This window comes from Pseudomonas sp. MS646 (assembly GCF_036693845.1).
Taxonomy (GTDB): Bacteria; Pseudomonadota; Gammaproteobacteria; order Pseudomonadales; family Pseudomonadaceae; genus Aquipseudomonas; species Aquipseudomonas chlororaphis_E.
In genome coordinates this window covers 4810910-4832338 of the sequence record NZ_CP144763.1, presented here as the reverse complement: position 1 = coordinate 4832338, position 21429 = coordinate 4810910, and the positions used below count along the sequence as shown (strand labels likewise).

18 protein-coding genes and 1 tRNA gene are annotated in these 21429 nt (G+C 61.6%); 5 read left to right on the top strand and 14 right to left on the bottom strand.

The window, feature by feature from the left end; translation table 11 throughout:
* Position 1 precedes the first annotated feature (1 nt).
* The 4 genes from ybgF to V3H56_RS21180 all read left to right on the top strand — a co-directional run bounded on the left by ybgF (position 2) and on the right by V3H56_RS21180 (position 2486).
* Complete coding sequence (gene ybgF, locus V3H56_RS21195; RefSeq protein WP_123578462.1) at positions 2–838, top strand: tol-pal system protein YbgF; 837 nt, start codon at positions 2–4, stop codon at positions 836–838.
* Between the two features lie 167 nt (positions 839–1005).
* Positions 1006–1653 (top strand): 7-carboxy-7-deazaguanine synthase QueE, encoded by a 648-nt coding sequence (queE, locus tag V3H56_RS21190; protein ID WP_042728763.1) that lies wholly within the window; start codon positions 1006–1008, stop codon positions 1651–1653.
* 19 nt (positions 1654–1672) lie between these two features.
* Positions 1673–2347, top strand: coding sequence for a 7-cyano-7-deazaguanine synthase QueC (queC, locus tag V3H56_RS21185; protein ID WP_185057645.1), 675 nt, complete (start codon positions 1673–1675; stop codon positions 2345–2347).
* Positions 2348–2410: 63 nt separating this feature from the next.
* Positions 2411–2486, top strand: a tRNA-Lys gene (locus V3H56_RS21180).
* 150 nt (positions 2487–2636) lie between these two features.
* Here V3H56_RS21180 and V3H56_RS21175 read toward each other — a convergent pair.
* From V3H56_RS21175 to V3H56_RS21150, 6 genes are all read right to left on the bottom strand, one after another.
* On the bottom strand, positions 2637–4067 hold the full coding sequence (locus V3H56_RS21175) for a hypothetical protein (protein ID WP_047736644.1): 1431 nt from the start codon (positions 4065–4067) through the stop codon (positions 2637–2639).
* A gap of 97 nt (positions 4068–4164) precedes the next feature.
* Complete coding sequence (locus tag V3H56_RS21170; protein WP_338473845.1) at positions 4165–5352, bottom strand: cyanate transporter; 1188 nt, start codon at positions 5350–5352, stop codon at positions 4165–4167.
* Between the two features lie 157 nt (positions 5353–5509).
* Positions 5510–6421 carry a copper homeostasis membrane protein CopD gene (copD, locus tag V3H56_RS21165; RefSeq protein WP_042728767.1) on the bottom strand — a complete coding sequence of 304 codons (912 nt, stop codon included), beginning with the start codon at positions 6419–6421 and terminating at the stop codon, positions 5510–5512.
* A 4-nt stretch (positions 6422–6425) separates the two neighbouring features.
* A complete protein-coding gene (copC, locus tag V3H56_RS21160) occupies positions 6426–6812 on the bottom strand; it encodes a copper homeostasis periplasmic binding protein CopC (protein ID WP_042728768.1) in 387 nt (128 codons plus the stop codon).
* A gap of 54 nt (positions 6813–6866) precedes the next feature.
* Positions 6867–7766, bottom strand: a complete 900-nt coding sequence (locus V3H56_RS21155) for a copper resistance protein B (RefSeq protein WP_338473844.1) — start codon at positions 7764–7766, stop codon at positions 6867–6869.
* Positions 7767–7776: 10 nt separating this feature from the next.
* Entirely contained in the window at positions 7777–9552 is a 1776-nt protein-coding gene (locus V3H56_RS21150) for a copper resistance system multicopper oxidase (protein WP_338473843.1), read from the bottom strand.
* A 392-nt stretch (positions 9553–9944) separates the two neighbouring features.
* Between V3H56_RS21150 and nadA the strand changes: the two genes are divergently transcribed.
* Positions 9945–11003 (top strand): quinolinate synthase NadA, encoded by a 1059-nt coding sequence (nadA, locus tag V3H56_RS21145; protein ID WP_047736635.1) that lies wholly within the window; start codon positions 9945–9947, stop codon positions 11001–11003.
* Positions 11004–11189: 186 nt separating this feature from the next.
* Here nadA and V3H56_RS21140 read toward each other — a convergent pair whose 3' ends face one another.
* The 8 genes from V3H56_RS21140 to V3H56_RS21105 form a co-directional block, all read right to left on the bottom strand.
* The gene (locus V3H56_RS21140) at positions 11190–11678 is read right to left on the bottom strand and encodes an RDD family protein (protein WP_338473842.1); all 489 of its coding nucleotides are present in this window, start codon (positions 11676–11678) and stop codon (positions 11190–11192) included.
* A gap of 90 nt (positions 11679–11768) precedes the next feature.
* Complete coding sequence (locus tag V3H56_RS21135) at positions 11769–11981, bottom strand: cold-shock protein (protein ID WP_042728773.1); 213 nt, start codon at positions 11979–11981, stop codon at positions 11769–11771.
* Between the two features lie 394 nt (positions 11982–12375).
* Positions 12376–13500 carry a glycine cleavage system aminomethyltransferase GcvT gene (gene gcvT, locus V3H56_RS21130; protein WP_123578454.1) on the bottom strand — a complete coding sequence of 375 codons (1125 nt, stop codon included), beginning with the start codon at positions 13498–13500 and terminating at the stop codon, positions 12376–12378.
* A gap of 39 nt (positions 13501–13539) precedes the next feature.
* Positions 13540–14916, bottom strand: coding sequence for an L-serine ammonia-lyase (locus V3H56_RS21125; RefSeq protein ID WP_047736629.1), 1377 nt, complete (start codon positions 14914–14916; stop codon positions 13540–13542).
* Positions 14917–15021: 105 nt separating this feature from the next.
* A complete protein-coding gene (gcvP, locus tag V3H56_RS21120; protein WP_338473841.1) occupies positions 15022–17871 on the bottom strand; it encodes an aminomethyl-transferring glycine dehydrogenase in 2850 nt (949 codons plus the stop codon).
* Positions 17872–17881: 10 nt separating this feature from the next.
* A complete protein-coding gene (gene gcvH / locus V3H56_RS21115) occupies positions 17882–18265 on the bottom strand; it encodes a glycine cleavage system protein GcvH (RefSeq protein WP_042731001.1) in 384 nt (127 codons plus the stop codon).
* A 425-nt stretch (positions 18266–18690) separates the two neighbouring features.
* Positions 18691–20199, bottom strand: a complete 1509-nt coding sequence (locus V3H56_RS21110) for a sigma-54-dependent transcriptional regulator (protein WP_047736625.1) — start codon at positions 20197–20199, stop codon at positions 18691–18693.
* Between the two features lie 213 nt (positions 20200–20412).
* Positions 20413–21318: a LysR family transcriptional regulator gene (locus tag V3H56_RS21105; RefSeq protein WP_338473840.1), complete on the bottom strand. Its 906-nt coding sequence runs from the start codon at positions 21316–21318 to the stop codon at positions 20413–20415.
* Between the last annotated feature and the right edge of the window lie 111 nt (positions 21319–21429).

The following is a 21429-nucleotide window of genomic DNA, read 5'->3' as shown; positions in this document are numbered from 1 at the left end:
CATGCGAACGTGCCGTCGTGCTGTAACTGTTCTGGCTCTCAGCCTCGCGCCGCTTGCGGCGTGGGCTGCGGTTCCTGTGGTCGATAACGATGCCGGCTATAGCAATAGCGGGAGCAGTAATCCGCCTGCAGGTTACGGTACGAACGGCGCCTATGCCGGGGGAGGGGTTTCGGCCCCTGTCTCGGCACAGGGCGAGCTGTTCAACCAGCTCCAGCAAATGCAGGATCAACTGTCGCGCCAGCAAGGCGTGATCGAAGTTCTGCAGAATGATATTTCGCGCATGAAGCAGGAAAACCTGGAGCGATACCAGGATCTTGATCGGCGCATAGGAACCGGCGTTGCACCTGCCGCCACTCCTGAGAATTCTGGTACCGGTGGCGACTTGAACGCCCCCGGTGCAGCACCTGCCGCAGGCGCTGGGGCAGCCGCTCCGGCACCTGCCGCCAGCGGCGAACCGGCTGACCCGGCGAAGGAAAAGCTCTACTACGATGCCGCCTTCGACCTGATCAAGGCCAAGGATTTCGACAAGGCCAGCCAGGCCTTCGCCGCTTTCCTGCGCAAGTACCCCAACAGCCAGTACGCGGGCAATGCTCAATACTGGCTGGGCGAAGTGAACCTGGCCAAAGGCGACCTGCAAGGCGCTGGACAGGCGTTCGCCAAGGTCTCCCAGCTGTATCCCAAGCACGCCAAGGTGCCGGATTCGCTGTACAAGCTGGCTGACGTAGAGCGCCGCCTCGGTCACACCGACAAGGTCAAGGGCATCTTGCAGCAAGTGGTGGCCCAGTACCCGGGCACCTCCGCCGCCCAACTGGCTCAGCGCGATCTGCAGCGCATGTAAGCCGGTTTGAGCCCGTATTGAAGAAACCCGCGCCTGTCGCGGGTTTTTTCGTTAGAATTCACGCCCTTTTTCTGAAACACGCTTCCTGGGATCTACGCGTTGGCGGGGTTTCTTGAAGTGCCTGACGGAGGCGGACAGCCTGTTTAGCTGTTACGCCCGTGGCGACTATGCAAGACACATTGAGAATCACCGAAGTTTTTTACTCGTTACAGGGTGAAACACGAACGGCCGGGCTGCCCACGGTATTTGTGCGCCTCACCGGTTGTCCGTTGCGTTGCCAATACTGTGACAGCGCCTACGCCTTCAGTGGCGGCACCTTGCGCACCCTCGACGACATCCTTGAGCAAGTCGCCGGCTACCGCCCGCGCTATGTCTGCGTCACGGGCGGCGAACCACTGGCACAACCCAATGCCATTCCTTTGCTCAAGCAGCTATGCGATGCCGGCTACGAGGTCTCGTTGGAGACCAGTGGCGCCTTGGACATCTCGGCCGTCGACCCGCGTGTCAGCCGCGTCGTGGATTTGAAAACCCCAGGTTCAAAGGAAGCGCATCGCAACCGTTATGAGAACATCGAACTGCTGACGCCCAACGACCAAGTCAAGTTCGTCATTTGCTCGCGGGAAGATTACGACTGGGCCGTGTCCAAGTTGATCCAGTATCGGCTTGACGAGCGGGCCGGGGAGGTTTTGGTGTCGCCCAGCCATCATGACTTGAATGCCCGTGACCTGGCGGATTGGGTGGTGGCGGATAACCTGCCGGTGCGCCTGCAATTGCAGTTGCACAAATATCTTTGGAACGACGAGCCGGGGCGCTGAGATGACTGAACAGACGAACATTACAGAAAAACGCGCGGTCATCCTGTTGTCCGGTGGCCTGGACTCGGCGACGGTCGTGGCCATGGCCCGGGCCGAAGGCTACCGCTGCTACACCATGAGCTTCGATTACGGCCAGCGTCACCGCGCCGAGCTTCAGGCCGCCGAGCGGGTTGCCCGGGACCTGGGGGTGGTAGAGCACAAGGTGATCGGCCTGAACCTCAACGGGATCGGCGGTTCGGCCCTGACCGACAGTTCCATCGACGTGCCCGAAGCGCCGAGCGAAGGGATCCCGGTGACGTATGTACCGGCCCGCAACACGGTGTTCCTGTCTCTCGCCCTGGGTTGGGCCGAGGTGCTGGGCGCCCGTGACATCTTCATCGGCGTCAATGCGGTGGATTATTCCGGCTACCCGGATTGTCGTCCGGAGTTCGTCGAAGCGTTCGAGCGCATGGCTAACCTGGCGACCAAGGCCGGCGTGGAAGGGCAGGGGTTCCGCATCCAGGCGCCTTTGCAGAACCTGAGCAAGGCCGACATCGTCAAGGCCGGCGTAAAGCTCGGCGTGGACTATGGACTGACCGTTTCCTGCTACCAGGCCGACGATCAGGGCCGTGCCTGCGGCAAATGCGACAGCTGCCGCCTGCGTGCCGAAGGCTTCGCGGCGGCGGGCGTGAGCGACCCAACACCTTATTTTTGATTTATTTCAAATTAGGTGTTGAATAGTCCTTAGAAATCAGTATTATACGCGCCACCACACAGCGGGTCGTTAGCTCAGTTGGTAGAGCAGTTGGCTTTTAACCAATTGGTCGTAGGTTCGAATCCCACACGACCCACCATTTTTAGCAGTTTTAAAAGTCTGGAAGGCCCACGAAAGTGAGGATTTCCAGATTTTTTTTTGCCTGAAATTAAGTGTCCCCCCCGCCCAAGGGCAGGGAGTCAGCCGTTCTGTCGTGGCGCAGTCGCCATGCTCACGACTGCCAGGGCCTTCAGCCCTTTTTCTCGCCCGACGCGGAGCGGTAAACGCCTGGAACCAGCGCTTCCCAAGCGAGCCAGCGTCCTGCCTGGATCTGCCATGAGGGCACCCGGCAAGCCCAATCTTTCTGTAATTTCCTGGCGAATACCGGTAACGGCGGTTTGCGCACAACCTTGCTATTGAGCGTGCTGATACAGAACTTCGAGTAGTTTTTCAGTTCTTTGAGTTCAAGTGACAGCATGTCTTTTGGGCACAGTAACAATACGTCCCCAAAGGAATACAACTGGAAGGCCTCGACTTCTATTTTTTGCGCAGCAACCTGACGTGTTTTCCACAGGGTCGCGCTCAGGTCTTGCAGTTTTATCTCTTCTGGCAAGGCGTATCGCTCCGCCGTTTGTTGGCGAACGGATAAGCCTTGTGCTGCGATGTAGGTGATCTGGCTCAGACTGCCCGGCGAGAGCATTGTGAAGGCGCAGAAGGCCAGGATCATTGCGATCAGGCCATTGAAGGTCCGCCGGTAGATATCCCCCTTGAAACAATAAAATACGACGACCGGTAACAGGGTGAAGATGAGTGTCAGCCAGGACAGGCCCGCCACGTAGGGGACGGTGTCAGGGGTTTCTTTCTCCATGTATGAACGTATCGTCAGCAGGATTGGAAAGGCGGCGAAGATCACGGTGACAAATATGAAGATCGAGACCAGGGTGACGAGCCAGAACGCTTTGCGAGCCCTTACCCACGACTGTAGCCGCTGCCATTTTTCTTTTAGCTGCAGCCACGTTGGCGTCGTCTTGTCTTTGAACGCCTGCCAATAGGTGAGCCATTTTTGCAGGCAGGCCTTCTTGGGGCGGGCAGGCTTATTTTTCTGCAGCTTTTTCTGCTTTATTTGTTGATGGGCTGCCAGGCGTTTCAAGCGGGCTCGCTCCAGCCTGGCTTGGACCAGTGTGCTTTTCCTGATGATTCTTTTGAACGGCGTGAGCGCGTACATGAGAAAGCACGCAACGAAGACGATCAGGAGTAACGCCACGAATATCATCCAGGTGTTCAATGTGGACAGAAAGAAAGTGGCGCCGATGAACGCGCTAAATCCCACAACCGTGGGGAACACCAGATAGAAAACAATCTTCGGTTGGTTGTCCTTCATGTTTGAAAAAAGCGAAACCGACCAGCCGAACATCCACGTTGTTGCCCCCAGGATGAACAGATACGACAGCATCAGCAGCAGGACGAGCACGACCCAGACCAACAGTGCAGACTTCACATCGATGGACGGCATGAACAGATCGATTCGTCCAATCGTCCGGGTATACAGGTACAACGTGATGAACCCTAGCCCTGTCGCGAGCAGGCCTAACGTGACGGTGATCTGGGTCCAATAGGAAAGAATGCGTTTGACGGTGTGCTTGAGCACTTCAGCGAAGGTTCTGTCAGGAATGACGGACAAGGCGTAGCTCCCTTACGAGGTAAAAATCCTGGCAGGTATAGTAACGTCAAGTCGCACCCGCTAAATCTTCAACCTATCAAGTCCTCCTACTGGAAACTCAGCGGATGTGCTGTCCGTAATGTTTCGGGTCCAGGCGCAATCCCATCACCATCATCAACGCCATGACCGCCGTGAGCGACCACCAGGCCCACTCAAAACTCCCCAGTTGGTCGCGGATCATCCCGGCAATCAATGGCGAGAGGCCGGCGATGAGATAGCCGACACCTTGCACGAACGCAGTAAGGCCACCGGCCCGGCGTGGGTTGTCCAGATGGTCGAGGGATACGATCAGGCTCATGGGGAACAGGCCGCCGATACCCAGCCCCAGCAGGCAGGCCCAGAGCAGGCTGAAGCGTTCCGGACTGAGGATCAGGCCACAGAAGCCGCCGATGATCAGGGCCAGCAGGACGCTCAGGACCAAGCGTTTATCCCGGCTGCGGTTGGCAATCGCCGGGGTGACCAGGCCGGATAACACTTCCATTGCCGTGAGGAACCCCAGCAGCAGGCCAGCGTGCTGTTCGCTCCAGCCCTTTTCCACGTAGTACGGTGCCAGCCAGGCCAGCACGCAGGTGTAGGAAGCGGTGCCCAGGCCAAAGAAAATCGCCAGGAGCCAGGCCCGGGCGTTGCTGGAGAACGCTTCGTGATGCCGGGGCGCTGTTTCGGACAAGGGCGTGATGTTCGATCGCTGGGCGTACCAGCAGCCCAAGGCGACCAGCGCCAACAATGCCCAGATCGCCAGGCCGACGCGCCAACTGCCCGTTTGCGTCAGGACAAAGGGTGAAAACGATGCAGCAATCGCCGCCCCGCCCATGATGGCGGTGACGTACAAGCCCATGAACAGAGAGACGTTGTCGGCGAAGCGTGACTTGATCAGTGCCGGCATCACTGCCTGGATCAACGCGATCCCAAGCCCGGCCACGATCGCACTGGCGATCAACCCGGCGGCGCTGTCCAGGTACAAGCGCGAGGCCGTGGCGATGCCAATGATCAACAGCGACAGCACGATGGTGCGGTGTTCACCAATGCGCAGGGCGATGCGCATGCCCAGGAACATCGCCAGGCCCATCGCCATGACGGGCAACATGGTTAGCAGCGAGGCGGTACTGAAACTCAAGGGAACCTCGCCGCGAATGGCCGATAACAACGGCCCGACCGCTGCCATCGAAGGCCTCAGGTTCAGCGCTACCAAAACGATGCTGACCATCAGCCAGATGGCGTGGGTGGTTGAGGTTCGAATGCTTTCCATAACAGGGCCTTGGCTGGATAAAGCCCCATTTAGGCCAGGGCACCTTGCAATGGGCAAACTGAAAACTGGTGAGGCTTATTTAATAATTAAATGCTGCTCGCTTTTGTGGCGAGGGAGCAAGTCCTCTCGCCACGGATTCAGTGGGGGCGCTAGTCGGTTATTCCATCTCCGGGCTCAGCGTCCCCAGCCACGCCACCAATCCCAGAATGATCACCGCCACAGCGAACTCCAGGACCATGCTGCTCCGTAGGGCATTCACCGCGACTTTGTGCTCGCCGCTCTGTCGAGCCCGCTCCAGCAGTGGGCTCAGGTGAAAGCGGTTCAACGCGGCGAACACCAGCATGGCGGCGAACAAGATGAGCTTGAGCGCCAGCAACTGACCGTAGGTACTGTCCAGCAGCCCTTCGACGCTTGGGCCGGCGATGAACAGATAATTCACCACCCCCGTCACGCTGATGACCGCCACGATCACCGCCCCGGCGGTTTCAAACCCGGTCAACGTCCGGGCCAGTACCGCCAACTGCGGTTTGGCCTGGCGAAGCAGCAGGGCAAACGCGGCCAAGGCCCCGACCCAGCCTCCCGCCGCCCAAAAGTGCAGGAAGTCGGTGATGAAGTGCCAGTTGCGGCGTGTGCCTTCGTCCATTGCGCCATGCCCCGCCCAGGCCAGCGTCGCCAAGGCCACGGCCCCACCGAGCGTGACCAGGCCCAGGCTGGCAGTCGGCCAACGTTTATTGAGCGTCACGGCGACCCCGGCCAGCAGCAGCGCCGCTATCCGCAGTGTCCAACTCGAGCCGAAGTCGGTCTCCAACACCATCATTTCAATGTGCGGCCACAGTTCGGCCCAGTCTGAAACTCCGCTCATGGCCCAGGCCATGCACGCCATGGCGGCGAAGGAGAGCAGCACGCCCAACACCGCCGTGGTCACTAGCAGTGGTGTGAACGGCAACTGCGTGCCCGACACCCGCTCCTGGCCTCGCAGGCTATAGAGCCCGAACGCGGCCAGGCCGAACAGCAACATCAGATCCAAATACAGGGCAAAACGCAGGGCGATGTTGATCGAGTCGCTCATCAACTCACTTCACTTTGAACGTGACGTTACCGGTGATCGGGTGAGTGTCGGACGACACCGCGCGCCACTGGACCTGATAGGTGCCGGCGGTGAGAGGGCCATTTGGGACAATGACCATGGTTTTCGGGTCATCGCTGCCGGAGACCTTGGCTGGCATGGGCATGGGCGAATGCGCCGCCATGCCGGGCATCTCGGTCATCATTAGCTTGGCTCCGGAAAACTGGGTCATCAGGTTTTCGGAAAAGTGCAGCTCGATCCTTGGCGGTGCCGCACCCTCGGCGCCCTCGGCGGGGGTAGAGGACAGCAGTTTCGGGTGCGCCTGGGCCAGGCCACTGACCAACAGGCCGGTGGACAAGGCGACAGCAACAACAGCAGTTTTGATGAGTGACATGCAAGGACTCCTACAGCTCGGTTTTTTAGTTTTTTTGTGAAACAGGTCAATGGCTCAGAACCACATGCGCACGCCCAACACCAGACGGGCTTCGCTGTGGTCTTCGCCCTCTTCGCGAGCGTAGTCGGCGGTGTTGCCATAGACCCGATTCCAGGTAATACCCATGTAGGGCGCGAACTCGCGGCGTATTTCATAACGCAGCCGTACGCCGAGTTCGGTGTCCGACAGCCCTGAGCCGACACCGCGGGCGGGGTCGTTCTTGCCATAGAAGTTGACCTCGGCGGTGGGCTGCAGGATCAACCGATTGGTCAGCAAGATGTCGTAGTCACCTTCCAGTCGCGCCGCGCTCTGGCCACCTTCGCCGATGAACGCGGTGGCTTGGGCTTCGAAGTTGTACAACGCCATGCCTTGCACGCCGAAGGCGGCCCAGGTTTGCGCATCGCCCGGCTTGAAGTCCTGGCGTACGCCGGCCACCACGTCCCACCAAGGACTGATGGCGTGGCCCCACAGGGCCTGAAGTTCCGCCTCTTCGGTCTTGCCGTTGAGGCGTTCACCTTCGGAGCGCAGCCACAAACGGTCGATGTCGCCACCGATCCAGCCGGAGGCATCCCAGCTCAGGGCGCTGCCGTCATCGGCGTCTTGCCACTCCAGTTGGTCAATGAGGAAAAACGAATTGATTGCACTGTCATGCACCGCGTGTCCGCCGTGATCCTCGTAGACGGCGGCGCGATCGGCGGCTGTCAGTTCCGGGATCGGCGTGCGGCTGGTGGTCGGCGCTGATTGCATGGGTTCCATGCGCTGCATCGAATCCATACCTTGCATCTGGCTATGGTCCATCCCGTGCATCTGGCTGTGATCCATGCCTTGCATGTCGTTGCCCGCCGCCCAGGCCGAGGTGGCGCCGAGGGTCAGGCTGGCCATGAGTGCCAGGGGGTATTGAAAAACAGTGGTCATGCTCGGCTCCTCATTCCTGCACCCGAACTTCACGGAACATCCCCATCTCCATGTGGTACAGCAGGTGGCAGTGATACGCCCAACGCCCGAGGGCATCGGCGGTGACGCGGTAGCTGCGCCTGGCGCCCGGTGGTACGTCGAGGGTGTGCTTGCGCACCATGAACTGGCCGTTCTCGTCCTCCAGATCGCTCCACATGCCGTGCAGGTGGATGGGGTGGGTCATCATGGTGTCGTTGATCAGCACGATGCGCAGTCGCTCGCCGTACTTGAGCAGCAGCGGCGCGGCGTCGGAAAATTTCACGCCGTTGAATGACCAGGCGAATTTTTCCATGTGCCCGGTCAGGTGCAGCTCGATCGTACGGCCCGGTTCGCGGCCGTCGGGGTCGGGGAAGGTGCTGCGCAGGTCTGAGTAGGTCAGCACTTTGCGGCCGTTGTCGCGCAGCCCCATGCCGGGATCGTCGAGCTTGGGCTTGACGCTCATGGCCTGCATGTCTACCAGAGGGTTGTCTTTCTCGGTGTCGGGGTGCGACAGCATGCCGTCCGTGCCTTGCATGGCACCGTGATCCATACCGGACATGTCGCCCATGCCCTGCATCTGGCTATGATCCATGCCCTGCATCTGGCTGTGGTCCATCCCGGCCATGCCCTGCATCGAGCCGTGGTCCATGCCACCCATGCCCATGTCGTCCATGGTCACCAATGGCCGCGGGTCCAGGGGCGGCACCGGTGCCGACAACCCGGCCCTGGCCGCGAGGGTGCCGCGGGCATAGCCGGTGCGGTCCATGGACTGGGCGAACAGGGTGTAGGCCTCTTGGGTCGGTTCGACGATGACGTCATAGGTTTCGGCCACGGCGATCCGAAACTCATCGACACTCACCGGTTTGACGTATTGGCCGTCGGACGCCACCACCGTCATCTTCAAGCCGGGAATGCGCACGTCGAAATAGCTCATGGCCGAGCCGTTGATAAAGCGCAGGCGAAGACGTTCGTCAGGCTTGAACAGGCCGGTCCAGTTCATGTCCGGCGCCTGGCCGTTCATGAGGTAGGTGTAGGTGGCACCGCTGACGTCGGCCAGGTCCGTGGGGTTCATCTTCATCTCGGCCCACATCTTGCGATCGGCCACAGTGCTGGCCCAGCCGTTCTTGCCCACATCGTCAATGAAGTCGCCGACGGTGCGTTTGTTGTAGTTGTAGTAGTCCGACTGTTTCTTGAGCTTGCGAAGGATGTTGCCGGGGTCTTCATCGGTCCAGTCGGTGAGCATCACCACATAGTCCCGTTCGTACTGGAAGGGTTCCGGTTCCCTGGCGTCGATCACCAGCGGGCCGTAGACCCCGGATTGCTCCTGGAAGCCTGAATGGCTGTGGTACCAGTAGGTGCCGTTTTGCCGGACCTTGAACTGATACACATACATGCCGTCGGGTTCGATGCCCTTGAAACTCAACCCCGGAACGCCGTCCATGTTGGCTGGCAGCAGGATGCCGTGCCAGTGGATGGAGGTTGTATCCTTCAAGCGATTGCGCACCCGCAGGGTGACGGTGTCGCCTTCACGCCAGCGCAGCAGCGGGCCGGGAATGCCGCCGTTGATGGTCTGGGCGGTACGTGGGGTGCCGGTGAAGTTGACCGGGCTTTCGCCAATGAACAGATCGAACTCGGTGCCGCTCAGGACGTTGGGCTGGCCCGGGCCGGTGACCGCCCAGACAGGCGCGCGCCACAAGCCCAGGCCGCCGAGGATGCCGCCGGCAGTCAGACCCTTTACGAAGGTGCGCCGGGAAGTTTTGGTTTGCATACGATGGAGGTCCGTCAGTCGATTCGCCACGTGCCCGGAGCAATCTCCTTGGCAGGTTTGAACGAAAAGATGACACAGGCGAGTGGGGCAAGTGATTACATTTCAGTCAGCTTGAGGGGAACGCAAGTTGGCGGTCGATTTGAGCCGGCCATGTTTGGGGCTGCTTCGCAGCCCAGCGGGAGTAAGCTCCCTCGCCACGGTGGATCGCGTTCGGGGCTGAGGTCGGGCACAGGTCAGAATGATCTTTTGCATCGCCGGGATATTCTGTAGCCTTGCCGGCTTCACGCTGTCCCGTGCCTGATTGATACCCACTTTCCCGGCGGTACCCGAGTGGTCCGGAGCCGGGTGTATACTCGACTTTCGCGCTAAACGCGCTTGCAGGTCTTGCGAACATGACGCAAATTTCTGAACGCCTTCTGGTCCAGGCCCACCTTGACGCCAAGCAGCCCAAGCCGCTGTCCGCCGAACAGGAAGCCTGGTACCGCGCCGCCATCGCCGCCGAGCTCAAGGCTCAGGACGCGGTACTGGTCGCGCATTTCTACTGTGATCCGATCATCCAGGCCCTGGCCGAGGAAACCGGCGGCTGCGTGTCCGACTCCCTGGAGATGGCCCGCTTTGGCAATGCCCACCCGGCCAAGACCGTGGTCGTTGCCGGGGTCAAGTTCATGGGCGAGACCGCCAAGATCCTCAACCCGGAAAAACGCGTGTTGATGCCGACCCTGGAAGCCACCTGCTCCCTGGACCTGGGTTGCCCGGTGGACGAGTTCTCGGCGTTCTGCGACCAGCACCCGGAGCGCACGGTGGTGGTGTATGCCAACACCTCGGCGGCGGTCAAGGCCCGAGCTGACTGGGTGGTGACATCCAGCTGCGCGCTGGAGATCGTCGAGAGTCTGATGGACAACGGCGAGACGATCATCTGGGGCCCGGACAAGCACCTGGGGACCTACATCCAGCGCAAGACCGGAGCCGACATGCTGCTCTGGGACGGTGCCTGCATCGTCCACGAGGAGTTCAAGTCCAAGCAGTTGGAGGACATGAAGGCGCTGTATCCGGACGCTGCGATCCTGGTGCACCCGGAGTCGCCGACGTCGGTGATCGAGCTGGCGGACGCAGTGGGTTCCACCAGTCAGTTGATCGCTGCGGCCCAGAGCCTGCCGAACAAGACGCTGATCGTCGCCACCGACCGCGGCATCTTCTACAAGATGCAGCAGCTGTGCCCGGACAAGGTCTTCATCGAGGCCCCAACCGCCGGTAACGGCGCGGCGTGCCGCAGTTGCGCGCATTGCCCGTGGATGGCGATGAACACTCTGGAGCGCACGCTCAAGAGCTTGCAGGAAGGTGCCAACGAGATCTTCGTCGACCCGGCCCTGATTCCCCAGGCCATTCGCCCGCTCAAGCGCATGCTGGACTTTACCCAGGCCGCACGGATGAAATTGGCGGGGAACGCCTGATCGATTTGGCGTAAGGCTGTGGCGAGGGAGCTTGTTGTGGCGAGGGAGCTTGCTCCCGCTGGGCTGCGTAGCAGCCCTTCTTCTCTGTGGGCGGGGTGATTTTCAGCCCATATACGGCTGCTGCGCAGCCGAGCGGGAGCAAGCTCCCTCGCCACAGGGGGGCTTCATTGGCCAAGTAGGCAGGCTTTACTTGGTCTTCTTCGGAATCCGCACCAGTTGCGTGTCCGAGTAGATGTCATGCCAGCTGCGCTTGCGCTTGTCGAACAGCGCCCAGATGAAGCCCAGCCCCAGCGGCAGCCATGACGCAATCGACACCACGAAGCGCAACAGTGCCTGCCACAGGCTGATGGCCGTGCCATCGGCGTTCTGCACGCGAATGCACCATACCTGCATGCCCAGGGTCTGGCCGTTGTGGGTCCAGAACTTGGCGAAGAAACCGAACAATACGAACAGCAGCACGGTAGACAGCAACGGGTCACCGTCCAGCGTGCCGGCTTCGGTCAGGGCGCGCATCTTCTCTTCGCCGATGATTGCCATCTGGATCATCTTGTAGGCGCCACTGGTGACGATCAACAGCGCCGTGCACAGCAGGAAGTCATAGAACATCGCCGCCAGGCGACGGCCCAGACCGACGGGAGGGAAGTCGCCCTGGGGATTGAGCAGGTGCTTGGGCATGGTGGCCTCGGAAAAAAAGAAGGCATTCTACGGAATTGCGCCCATAAAAAAGCCCCTGATATCAATCAGGGGCTTTTTCATTTCAGAAAATTAGCTTTCTGCTTGTACTTCGTCAGCCTGCATGCCTTTCTGGCCTTGCACCGCAACGAAAGTGACCTTCTGGCCTTCTTTCAGGGTCTTGAAGCCGTTGCCCTGGATCGCGCGAAAGTGCACGAACAGATCCGGACCGCTTTCAGGGGTGATAAAACCAAAACCCTTTTCGTCGTTGAACCACTTGACGGTACCGCTCTGACGATTCGACATTTTCTTATTTCCTTGACGCTAAAATTGATGACAGCCTCTTTCACATGAAAGAGTACTGGGGCTGGGTTGCAGGAAAGTAAGAGACGTCGAGCGGGATGTAGCGAACTTCATAAGCTACTGCCCAGGTCACGATTCCAAGCGACCCATGCAAACACAGTGGCCAAACTCTACGCCAACCACCAACAAAAAAACAACCCCCCTGAGGGGCCCGTATTTGCTAACGTTGCTGGCATTTAAGCGCTTCGCTGGCGTGGGCTTATTCGAAAGGCGAGTTGGGTACTTCTTGACTGTTATAAGCAAGATGCCCGCGACAATTAGATGCACCTTTTTATGGCGATTGCGTTACACATTAGTGCACGTATAACGCAATCGCGTTACTTATAGAAACAGTCAATCATCCGCGATAGTAGCGTTGTGCAACAAATGGCATTTTGCTTACAAGCAAAGGCACCTTTTTCCCACGAACAATGGCCCAGACAGGCGTCTCCAGCGCGACATAGGCACTGTCCAGGTAACCCATGGCCAACGGGCCGCCCAAGGTCGGGCCGAAACCGCCGCTGCATACGGTTCCGATCGTCTCGCCCGCCTCGTTGACGATTTCAGCGCCTTCGCGCACCGGTGTGCGTTCCTGGGGCAGCAGGCCCACGCGTTTACGCTTCACTGTGCCCTGTTGTTGGGCAAACACGGTCTCAGCGCCGGGGAAGCCACCGGCACGGGCGCCATCGGCACGTCGAACCTTGGAAATGGCCCACAGCAGGCTCGCCTCGATCGGGGTGGTCTCGGTGTTCATGTCATGGCCGTAAAGGCACAGGCCGGCTTCCAGGCGCAGGGAGTCACGGGCGCCGAGGCCGATGGCGGCGACTTCCGGCTCGGCCAGCAGGGCGCGGGCCAGGGTTTCCACGTCGGCGGCGGGTACGGAGATCTCGAAGCCGTCTTCACCGGTGTAGCCGGAACGGCTGACGAAGCACTCCACGCCCAGCAACGTGACACGCTGAAATTGCATGAAGGTCATCTTCGCCACGTCTGGCGCCAGGCGTGCGAGCACGGTGACGGCGGCGGGGCCTTGCAGGGCGAGCAAGGCGCGCGCTTCGAACAAAGGCTCGATGGTGCATTGGTTGCCGATATGGTTGCGCAGGTGGGCCAGGTCCTGGTCCTTGCAGGCCGCGTTGACCACCAGGAACAGTTCGTCGTTGCCCAGGTTGGCCACCATCAGGTCGTCGAGGATCCCACCTTGCTCGTTGGTGAACATGGCGTAGCGCTGCATGCCCACCGGCAGGTCGATGATGTCCACCGGCACCAGGGTCTCCAGGGCCTTGGCGGCACCCGCGCCGCTCAGGCGGATCTGGCCCATGTGGGACACGTCGAACAACCCGGCCTGGTCGCGGGTGTGCTGGTGTTCTTTCATCACGCCCAACGGGTACTGGACCGGCATGTCGTAGCCGGCGAACGGCACCATACGGGCGCCGAGTTCGAGGTGCAGCGCGTGCAGCGGGGTCTTGCGCAGTGGTTCGGTGGACATATCAGCTCCTGGAAGAGGTAGAGGGCAGGGAAGCACGCGTCAGCATTCGATGATGTTGACCGCCAGACCGCCGCGGGCGGTCTCCTTGTATTTGCTTTTCATGTCGGCGCCGGTCTGGCGCATGGTGCGGATGACCTTGTCGAGGGAGACGAAGTGGTGCCCGTCGCCGCGCATCGCCATGCGCACCGCGTTGATGGCTTTCACCGAGCCCATGGCGTTGCGCTCGATGCACGGCACCTGCACCAGGCCACCGATGGGGTCGCAGGTCAGGCCGAGGTTGTGTTCCATGCCGATTTCGGCGGCGTTTTCCACCTGCTGCACGGTACCGCCCAGCACTTCGCAGAGCGCCCCGGCGGCCATGGAGCAGGCGACGCCGACTTCACCCTGGCAACCGACTTCGGCCCCGGAGATGGATGCGTTTTCCTTGTACAGGATGCCGATGGCGGCGGCGGTCAGCAGGAATCGCACCACGCCGTCTTCGTTGGCACCCGGAATGAAGCGCATGTAGTAATGCAGCACGGCCGGGATGATCCCCGCCGCACCGTTGGTGGGTGCAGTGACCACGCGTCCGCCGTAGGCGTTTTCTTCGTTGACCGCCAGGGCGTACAGGTTGACCCAGTCCAGCACCGACAGTGGGTCGCGCAGGGACGCTTCCGGGTTCTTGCACAGTTGACGGTGCAGCGCCGCTGCCCGCCGCTTGACCTTCAACCCACCGGGCAGGATTCCTTCGTTGCGACAACCGGCCGCCACGCAATCCTGCATCACTTGCCAGATCTTCAGCAGGCCGGCGCGGGTTTCGGCTTCGGGGCGCCAGGCACTTTCGTTGGTCAACATGACCTGGCTGATGGACAGGCCATAGGTGCTGCAATGGCCCAGCAGGTCCTTGGCACTCTTGAACGGGAAGGTCAGGGGCGTGGCGTCCTCGACGATCCGGTCGGCGCCGGCGGCGCCTTCATCCACGACAAAACCGCCGCCGATCGAATAGTACTCGCGGCTGCGCACTTGCAACCCGGCGGCGTCGAACGCGCGGAAGATCATGCCGTTGGGGTGGAAGGCCAGCGGCTTGCGAATCATCGCCAGATGCAGCTTTTCATTGAATTCGATGGGGTGTTGGCCGAGCAGATTCAGGCGTCCGTTGCTGCGGATGTCCTGCAGGCGGGCGGTGACGGTCTCGGTGTCCACGGTGTCCGGGTGCTCACCTTCCAGGCCCAGCAGCACGGCCTTGTCGCTGCCGTGGCCCTTGCCGGTGGCGCCGAGGGAACCATAGAGCTCGACCTTGACGCTGGTGATGCTTTCAAGCAAATCATCACGGCGCAGCCCCTCGACAAAACGGGCAGCGGCACGCATGGGGCCGACCGTATGGGAGCTCGAAGGGCCGATACCGATCTTGAACAGGTCGAACACGCTTAACGACATAGGGGGCTCCTGGGGGAGCAGCTACGAGCTTCAAGCTACAGGCTGCAAGTTAAAAGCCGAGTGGCTCTTACTTGCAGCTTGCGGCTTGTCACTTGTCGCTGCTTCTTAAGCGTAGCTTTCGATCGACGGGCAAGCGCACACCAGGTTGCGGTCGCCGAACACGTTGTCGACCCGGCCCACGGGCGGCCAGTATTTGCCTTCGATCAACGAGGCCACCGGGTACACCGCTTGCTCGCGGCTGTAGGGGTGGGTCCACTCGCCGACCAGCTCCGCCGCGGTGTGCGGGGCGTTCTTCAGCGGGTTGTCGTCCTTGTCCAGGCTGCCATTTTCCACGGCGCGGATTTCTTCGCGGATGCAGATCATGGCGTCGCAGAAGCGGTCCAGCTCTTCCTTGGATTCGCTTTCGGTCGGTTCGATCATCAGCGTGCCGGCCACCGGGAACGACATGGTCGGGGCGTGGAAGCCGAAGTCGATCAGGCGCTTGGCCACGTCATCGACGCTGATGCCGCTGCTGTCCTTGAGCGGGCGCAGGTCGAGGATGCATTCGTGGGCCACCAGGCCGTTGCTGCCGGTGTAGAGCACCGGGTAGTGCTCTTCCAGGCGTCGGGCAATGTAGTTGGCGTTGAGGATCGCCAGCTGCGAAGCGCGCTTGAGGCCGGCGCCACCCATCATGCGAATGTACATCCAGGTGATCGGCAGGATGCTCGCGCTGCCGAACGGCGCCGCGCACACCGCGCCTTCCTTGCGGTCCATGTTCGCGTGCCCCGGCAGGAACGGCGCCAGGTGCGACTTGACGCCGATCGGGCCGACACCTGGGCCGCCACCGCCGTGAGGAATACAGAAGGTCTTGTGCAGGTTGAGGTGCGACACGTCGCCACCGAACTTGCCCGGTGCACAAAGGCCGACCATGGCGTTCATGTTGGCGCCGTCGATGTACACCTGGCCGCCGTTGTCATGGATGATGCCGCAGATTTCGCGGATGCCTTCCTCGAACACGCCGTGGGTGGACGGGTAGGTGATCATCAGCGCGGCCAGGTGTTCGCGGTGTTCGATGGCCTTGGCGCGCAGGTCTTCGATGTCGACGTTGCCACGGGCATCGCACGCGGTGACCACCACGCGCATGCCGGCCATGTTGGCGGTGGCCGGGTTGGTGCCGTGGGCCGAGGACGGGATCAGGCAGATGTCGCGGCGCTCTTCGCCACGGCTCTGGTGATAGGCCCGGATCGCCAGCAGGCCGGCGTACTCACCCTGGGAACCGGCGTTGGGTTGCAGCGACACCGCGTCGTAACCGGTGGCGGCGCACAGCATGGCTTCCAGTTCATCGGTCAGTTGCTGGTAACCGGCACTCTGCTCGGCCGGGGCGAACGGGTGCAGGGCGCCGAACTCGGCCCAGGTCACCGGGATCATCTCGCTGGCGGCGTTGAGTTTCATGGTGCAGGAACCCAGCGGGATCATGGTGCGATCCAGGGCCAGGTCCTTGTCGGCGAGCTTGCGCAGGTAGCGCATCAGCTCGGTTTCGGAGTGGTAGCGGTTGAATACCGGGTGGCTGAGGATCGCCGATTGGCGCGTCAGCTCGTCCGGGATGCGGCTTTGCACCGAGGCGGCCAGGGCGGCGAAGTCCGGCAGGGCCTTGCCGTCGGCCAACAGGTTCCACAGTGCTTCGACGTCCGCCTGGCTGGTGGTTTCGTCCAGGGACAGGCCCAGGCGCTGCGCGTCCACCACGCGCAGGTTGATGCGCTGTGCGCGGGCCTTGTCGTGCAGGGCTGCGGTTTGCGCGCCGGTGCGCAAGGTCAGGGTGTCGAAGAAGCTCTCTTGCTCGACGCTCAGCTCTAGCGCGCCCAGGCCTTTGGCGAGGATTGCGGTCAGGTGGTGGATGCGATTGGCAATTTGCACCAGGCCCTTGGGACCGTGGTACACGGCGTACATGCTGGCGATGTTGGCCAGCAGCACCTGGGCGGTACAGATGTTGCTCGTGGCTTTCTCGCGGCGGATGTGTTGCTCGCGAGTCTGCATCGCCAGGCGCAGCGCCGGCTTACCGAAACGGTCCACGGACACGCCGACCAGACGGCCCGGCATGTCGCGCTTGAAGGCGTCCTTGGTGGAGAAATAGGCCGCGTGCGGGCCACCGAAGCCCAGGGGCACGCCAAAGCGCTGGGCACTGCCGATGGCCACGTCGGCGCCGAATTCACCCGGCGGGGTCAGCAGCGTCAGGGCCAGCAGGTCGGCCGCGACGGCGACCAGGGCGTTGCTGGCGTGGAAACGCTCGGTCAGGGCGCGGTAGTCGAACACGTCACCGTTGCTGGCCGGGTATTGCAACAGCGCACCGAAGAATTGGCTGGTGTCGCTCAGTTCGCGTTCGTCGCCGACCACCACGTCGATGCCCAGGGGCTCGGCACGGGTGCGCAACACGTCGAGGGTTTGCGGGTGACTGTGTACGGAGGCGAAGAAGGCGTTACTGCCCTTGTTCTTGCTCAGGCGCTTGCAGAAGGTCATCGCTTCGGCGGCGGCGGTGGCTTCGTCCAACAGGGAAGCGTTGGCGATCGGCAGGCCGGTGAGGTCGCTGATCAGGGTCTGGAAGTTCAGCAGTGCTTCGAGGCGGCCCTGGGAGATTTCTGGCTGGTACGGGGTGTAGGCGGTGTACCAGGCCGGGTTTTCCAGCAGGTTGCGCAGGATCGGCGCCGGTGTGTGGCAGTTGTAGTAGCCCTGGCCGATGTAGGTCTTGAACAGTTGGTTCTTGCTGGCAATGGCCTTGATCGACGCCAGTGCGTCGGCTTCGCTCTGGCCGTCCCCCATGTCCAGCACGCTGGTGCCCTTGATGCTTTCAGGGATCACGCTGGCGCTCAGGGCTTGCAGGGAGTCGTAGCCCAGGCGCTCGAGCATGGCTTGCTCGTCGCTGGCCCGTGGGCCGATGTGACGGGCGATGAATTCGTTGGCGGTGCCCAGATTAACGGTCATGTGGCGCTCCTCAGGCTTGGGCGTTGGCTTTGATCAGGCGGTCGTAGGCATCCTGATCCAACAGTTGGCCAACTTCAGCGGGATTGGCCGGCGTGAAGCGGAAAAACCAGCCTTCGCCCAGCGGATCTTCGTTGACCAGTTCCGGATTGCTTTCCAGGGCCGGGTTGACTTCCAGCACGTCACCGTCCAATGGCATGTAGACACCGCTGGCGGCCTTCACCGATTCCACGGTCGAGGCTTCAGCCCCCTTGGCGTAGGTTTGCAGTTCCGGTAACTGAACATAGACCACATCGCCCAAGGCGTTCTGGGCAAACGCGGTGATGCCGACTGTAACGCTGCCGTCGGCTTCGGTGCGCAGCCATTCGTGATCTTCAGTGAAACGCAACTCGCTCATGGAAACTCCTGGGGCCAGATTCGTCTGGTGGACGCGAAGAAAGGCGCGGGACTTGGCCCGGCCGAATGGCTATACCCATAGCAAGAATGCGGCCAATGTTTAAAAGGGCTTATGGATCAATGAGTTGAAGAGAATTGAAGCGGCGTTGAGCGGTGACGCTGTAGCGAAATCGCTACAGCTGCATGCCTGGATAAAATCATTGCCGGATCAAAGCCTTATCCAGCGCAGCTTACCGCTTGATGTAGCGATATCGTTCCACTGTAGCGCTTTCAGTACAGGTAGAGGTCGCTTTTGGCGCGATTTCGACCACGACTCAGAACCCTGTGGGAGCGGGCTTGTTCGCGAAGACGGTGTGCCAGCCAGGTTGACGTCGACTGACACACCGCTTTCGCGGGCAAGCCCGCTCCCACAGGGACCGAGTCAAGCTAGGGCTTGTTGGAAATCCCGTACTTGCGCAACCGGTGGGCGATCGCGGTGTGGGAGGTTTGCAAGCGGCTGGCGAGCTGGCGGGTCGAAGGGTAGTTGACGTAGAGGCTTTCGAGCAGGTGTTTCTCGAAGGCTTCCATGGCTTGTTCCAGGCTCTCGACCTCCACGTCGCCCTGGCGCGCGACAGAGGTGCCGGCGATGTCCAGGTCGCCAATGTCCACCAGGCTGCTTTCGCAGATGGCGGCGGCGCGGAAGATCACGTTCTGCAATTGCCGCACGTTGCCCGGCCAGCGATTGCCCAGCAGCGCCGGGTACGTGCCGGGGGCGAGGCGGCAGACCGGGCGCTGGATCTGGGCACAGGCCTGCTGCATGAAGTAACGGGCCAGCAGCAGGATGTCCTGGCCGCGCTCTCGCAGCGGCGGGACTTCGACGTTGAGCACGTTGAGGCGATAGAACAGGTCCTCGCGGAACGAGCCTTCACTGACCATTTTTTCCAGGTTGCGGTGAGTGGCGCTGAGGATCCGCACGTTGACCTTGATCTCGCGATCGCCCCCCACCCGGCGAAAGCTGCCATCGTTGAGGAACCGCAGCAACTTGGCTTGCAGGTACGGTGACATCTCGCCGATTTCGTCGAGAAACACCGTGCCCTGGTTCGCCAGTTCCATCAGCCCTGGCTTGCCGCCCCGTTGCGCCCCGGTGAAGGCGCCGGGGGCATAGCCGAACAGTTCGCTCTCGGCCAGGTTCTCCGGCAACGCGGCGCAGTTCAGGGCCAGGAATGGAGCACTGTGACGGGCGCTGATGGCGTGGCAGGCGCGGGCCACCAGTTCCTTGCCGGTTCCGGTTTCGCCCTGGATCAGCAACGGTGCGTCGAGGGCCGCGACCCGTTGGGCCCGGGCCTTGAGGGTGCGGATTGCCGGGGATTCGCCGAGCAATGCGTCGAAACCTTCGGCGTGGTCGTGATGCAGCGCCGACAAGCGTTCGCCGATGCGGTTCGGCGGATAGAGCGTCAGCAGGGCGCCGGCGTCGGTGATAGGGGTGGCGTCCAACAGCAGGGTCTGGCCATTGAGGGTGATTTCCCGCAGTGGCAGGCGAAAACCGTTCTCCAGCAACGTGCTGAGCAGCGCCTCGTCGCCGAACAGCTCGGTCACGCTTTCCCCCGCCGGCTCCCGACCGTACAGGGCAATCAGCGCGGGGTTGGCCAGCAGCACATTGCCGGCGCTGTCCAGGGCCAGCACCGGGTCGGTCATGGCCGCCAGCAGGGCATCGAGCTGCAAGTGCCGGCGCTGGCCCGGCAGGATGTCCACCACCGTCACCGCCTGCACGCCCCGCACGCTGAACAAGGCGTCACGCAATTCGTCCAGCACTTGCGGGCTGAGGGTCGGTGCGTCGATGTAGACGTTGGGCGGCACCATCTCCACGGCATCCAGGTTGAGATTGCGCCCACCGAGCAAGGCCAGGACTTCCTGGGTGATGCCGACGCGGTCGATGAAACTGACGTGGATACGCATGGGGCGGCTTAGGGTTCTGGCGTATGGAGGGTGGCAAGTATGCCTTGGGGCGGGCTGTTGGTGGAATCCTGCCGCGGCACTTGAGGCGTACCGGGCCCCTGTGGGAGCGGGCTTGCTCGCGAAAGCGGCGTATCAGTCAACCTATGTTTTGCGGATACGACGCCTTCGCGAGCAAGCCCGCTCCCACAACGTGTTCGGTGAAGCTGACACGGCTTACAACCCCACATCCCACTCCGGCGTCTCGGGAAATTTCTGCACCAGGAAATCCAGCAGGCTGCGCAGTGCCGAGGGCATGTGCTTGCGTGAGGCGTAGACCGCGTACATGTTCATTTGCCGCGGCTCGGCATGGGGCACCAGGCGTACCAGCTCGCCGCGCCTGATGTGGGGGCCGGCCTGATAGCTGGGCAGCATGGCCACGCCGGCGCCTGCCATGGCCGCCTGCAACAGGGTGGTGGCTTCGTTGCTGCTGATATTGCCCTGCACCGGCACCGAGACCTGCTCGCCGTCCTGCTCGAAATGCCAGAGGCTCTTGCCCACGTAGGCGTGGGTCAGGCAGTTGTGCTGGCTCAGGTCCTCGACCCGCTGGGGTGTCGGGTTTTCCTGCAAGTAACCGGGCGAGGCGCAGATCACCGAGCGGCACACCGTAAGGCGGCGGGCGATCAGGTTCGGGTCCAGGTCGTTGCTCATGCGGATCGCCAGGTCGATGCGCTCGTCCACCAGGTTCACGGTGCGATCGAGCATCTGCAGGTCGACGCTCACCCCGGGGTAGCGCTTGACGTACTCGGCCATGGCCTTGGTCAGTTGGGCCTGGCCAAAGGAGGTGCTGGTGCTGATGCGCAGCAGGCCCCGTGGTGCGTCGTCCGGCTTGCTGACAGCCGCTTGCAGGTCGCCGGACAGCTCCAGCATCTGCCGGCAGCGCGGCAGGATTTCCGTGCCGGCGGCTGTCAGGCTCAGCTTGCGGGTGGTGCGGTGCATCAGTCGGGCGCCGACCCAGTCTTCCAGCTCCGCCAGATACCGCGACACCACCGGTCGCGACAGGTCCAGGTGCTCGGCCGCCGCCGACTGGCTGCCCAGGTCCACCACGGTGACGAACACCTGCATTGCTTGAAGACGATCCATGATTTGCCCGTTTTCAGAAACAAACTATGTTGAATCATCGCATTTTTTAGGACGAGTCAGACTACTAAGCTTCGTCTCAATGCCTACGGGCTTTTGGACAACGGAGTACAG

What these genes read in the sequence shown, in the direction of transcription:
- V3H56_RS21140 (WP_338473842.1), bottom strand. Translation starts at nt 11,678, where the DNA reads ATGCCCAAGCACCTGCTCAATCCCCAGGGCGACTTCCCTCCCGTCGGT.
- V3H56_RS21110 (WP_047736625.1), bottom strand. Translation starts at nt 20,199, where the DNA reads ATGCGTATCCACGTCAGTTTCATCGACCGCGTCGGCATCACCCAGGAA.
- gcvH (WP_042731001.1), bottom strand. Translation starts at nt 18,265, where the DNA reads ATGAGCGAGTTGCGTTTCACTGAAGATCACGAATGGCTGCGCACCGAA.
- gcvT (WP_123578454.1), bottom strand. Translation starts at nt 13,500, where the DNA reads ATGTCCACCGAACCACTGCGCAAGACCCCGCTGCACGCGCTGCACCTC.
- nadA (WP_047736635.1), top strand. Translation starts at nt 9,945, where the DNA reads ATGACGCAAATTTCTGAACGCCTTCTGGTCCAGGCCCACCTTGACGCC.
- copD (WP_042728767.1), bottom strand. Translation starts at nt 6,421, where the DNA reads ATGAGCGACTCGATCAACATCGCCCTGCGTTTTGCCCTGTATTTGGAT.
- V3H56_RS21170 (WP_338473845.1), bottom strand. Translation starts at nt 5,352, where the DNA reads ATGGAAAGCATTCGAACCTCAACCACCCACGCCATCTGGCTGATGGTC.
- V3H56_RS21125 (WP_047736629.1), bottom strand. Translation starts at nt 14,916, where the DNA reads ATGTCGTTAAGCGTGTTCGACCTGTTCAAGATCGGTATCGGCCCTTCG.
- V3H56_RS21105 (WP_338473840.1), bottom strand. Translation starts at nt 21,318, where the DNA reads ATGGATCGTCTTCAAGCAATGCAGGTGTTCGTCACCGTGGTGGACCTG.
- V3H56_RS21135 (WP_042728773.1), bottom strand. Translation starts at nt 11,981, where the DNA reads ATGTCGAATCGTCAGAGCGGTACCGTCAAGTGGTTCAACGACGAAAAG.
- queE (WP_042728763.1), top strand. Translation starts at nt 1,006, where the DNA reads ATGCAAGACACATTGAGAATCACCGAAGTTTTTTACTCGTTACAGGGT.
- ybgF (WP_123578462.1), top strand. Translation starts at nt 2, where the DNA reads ATGCGAACGTGCCGTCGTGCTGTAACTGTTCTGGCTCTCAGCCTCGCG.
- gcvP (WP_338473841.1), bottom strand. Translation starts at nt 17,871, where the DNA reads ATGACCGTTAATCTGGGCACCGCCAACGAATTCATCGCCCGTCACATC.
- copC (WP_042728768.1), bottom strand. Translation starts at nt 6,812, where the DNA reads ATGTCACTCATCAAAACTGCTGTTGTTGCTGTCGCCTTGTCCACCGGC.
- V3H56_RS21150 (WP_338473843.1), bottom strand. Translation starts at nt 9,552, where the DNA reads ATGCAAACCAAAACTTCCCGGCGCACCTTCGTAAAGGGTCTGACTGCC.
- V3H56_RS21155 (WP_338473844.1), bottom strand. Translation starts at nt 7,766, where the DNA reads ATGACCACTGTTTTTCAATACCCCCTGGCACTCATGGCCAGCCTGACC.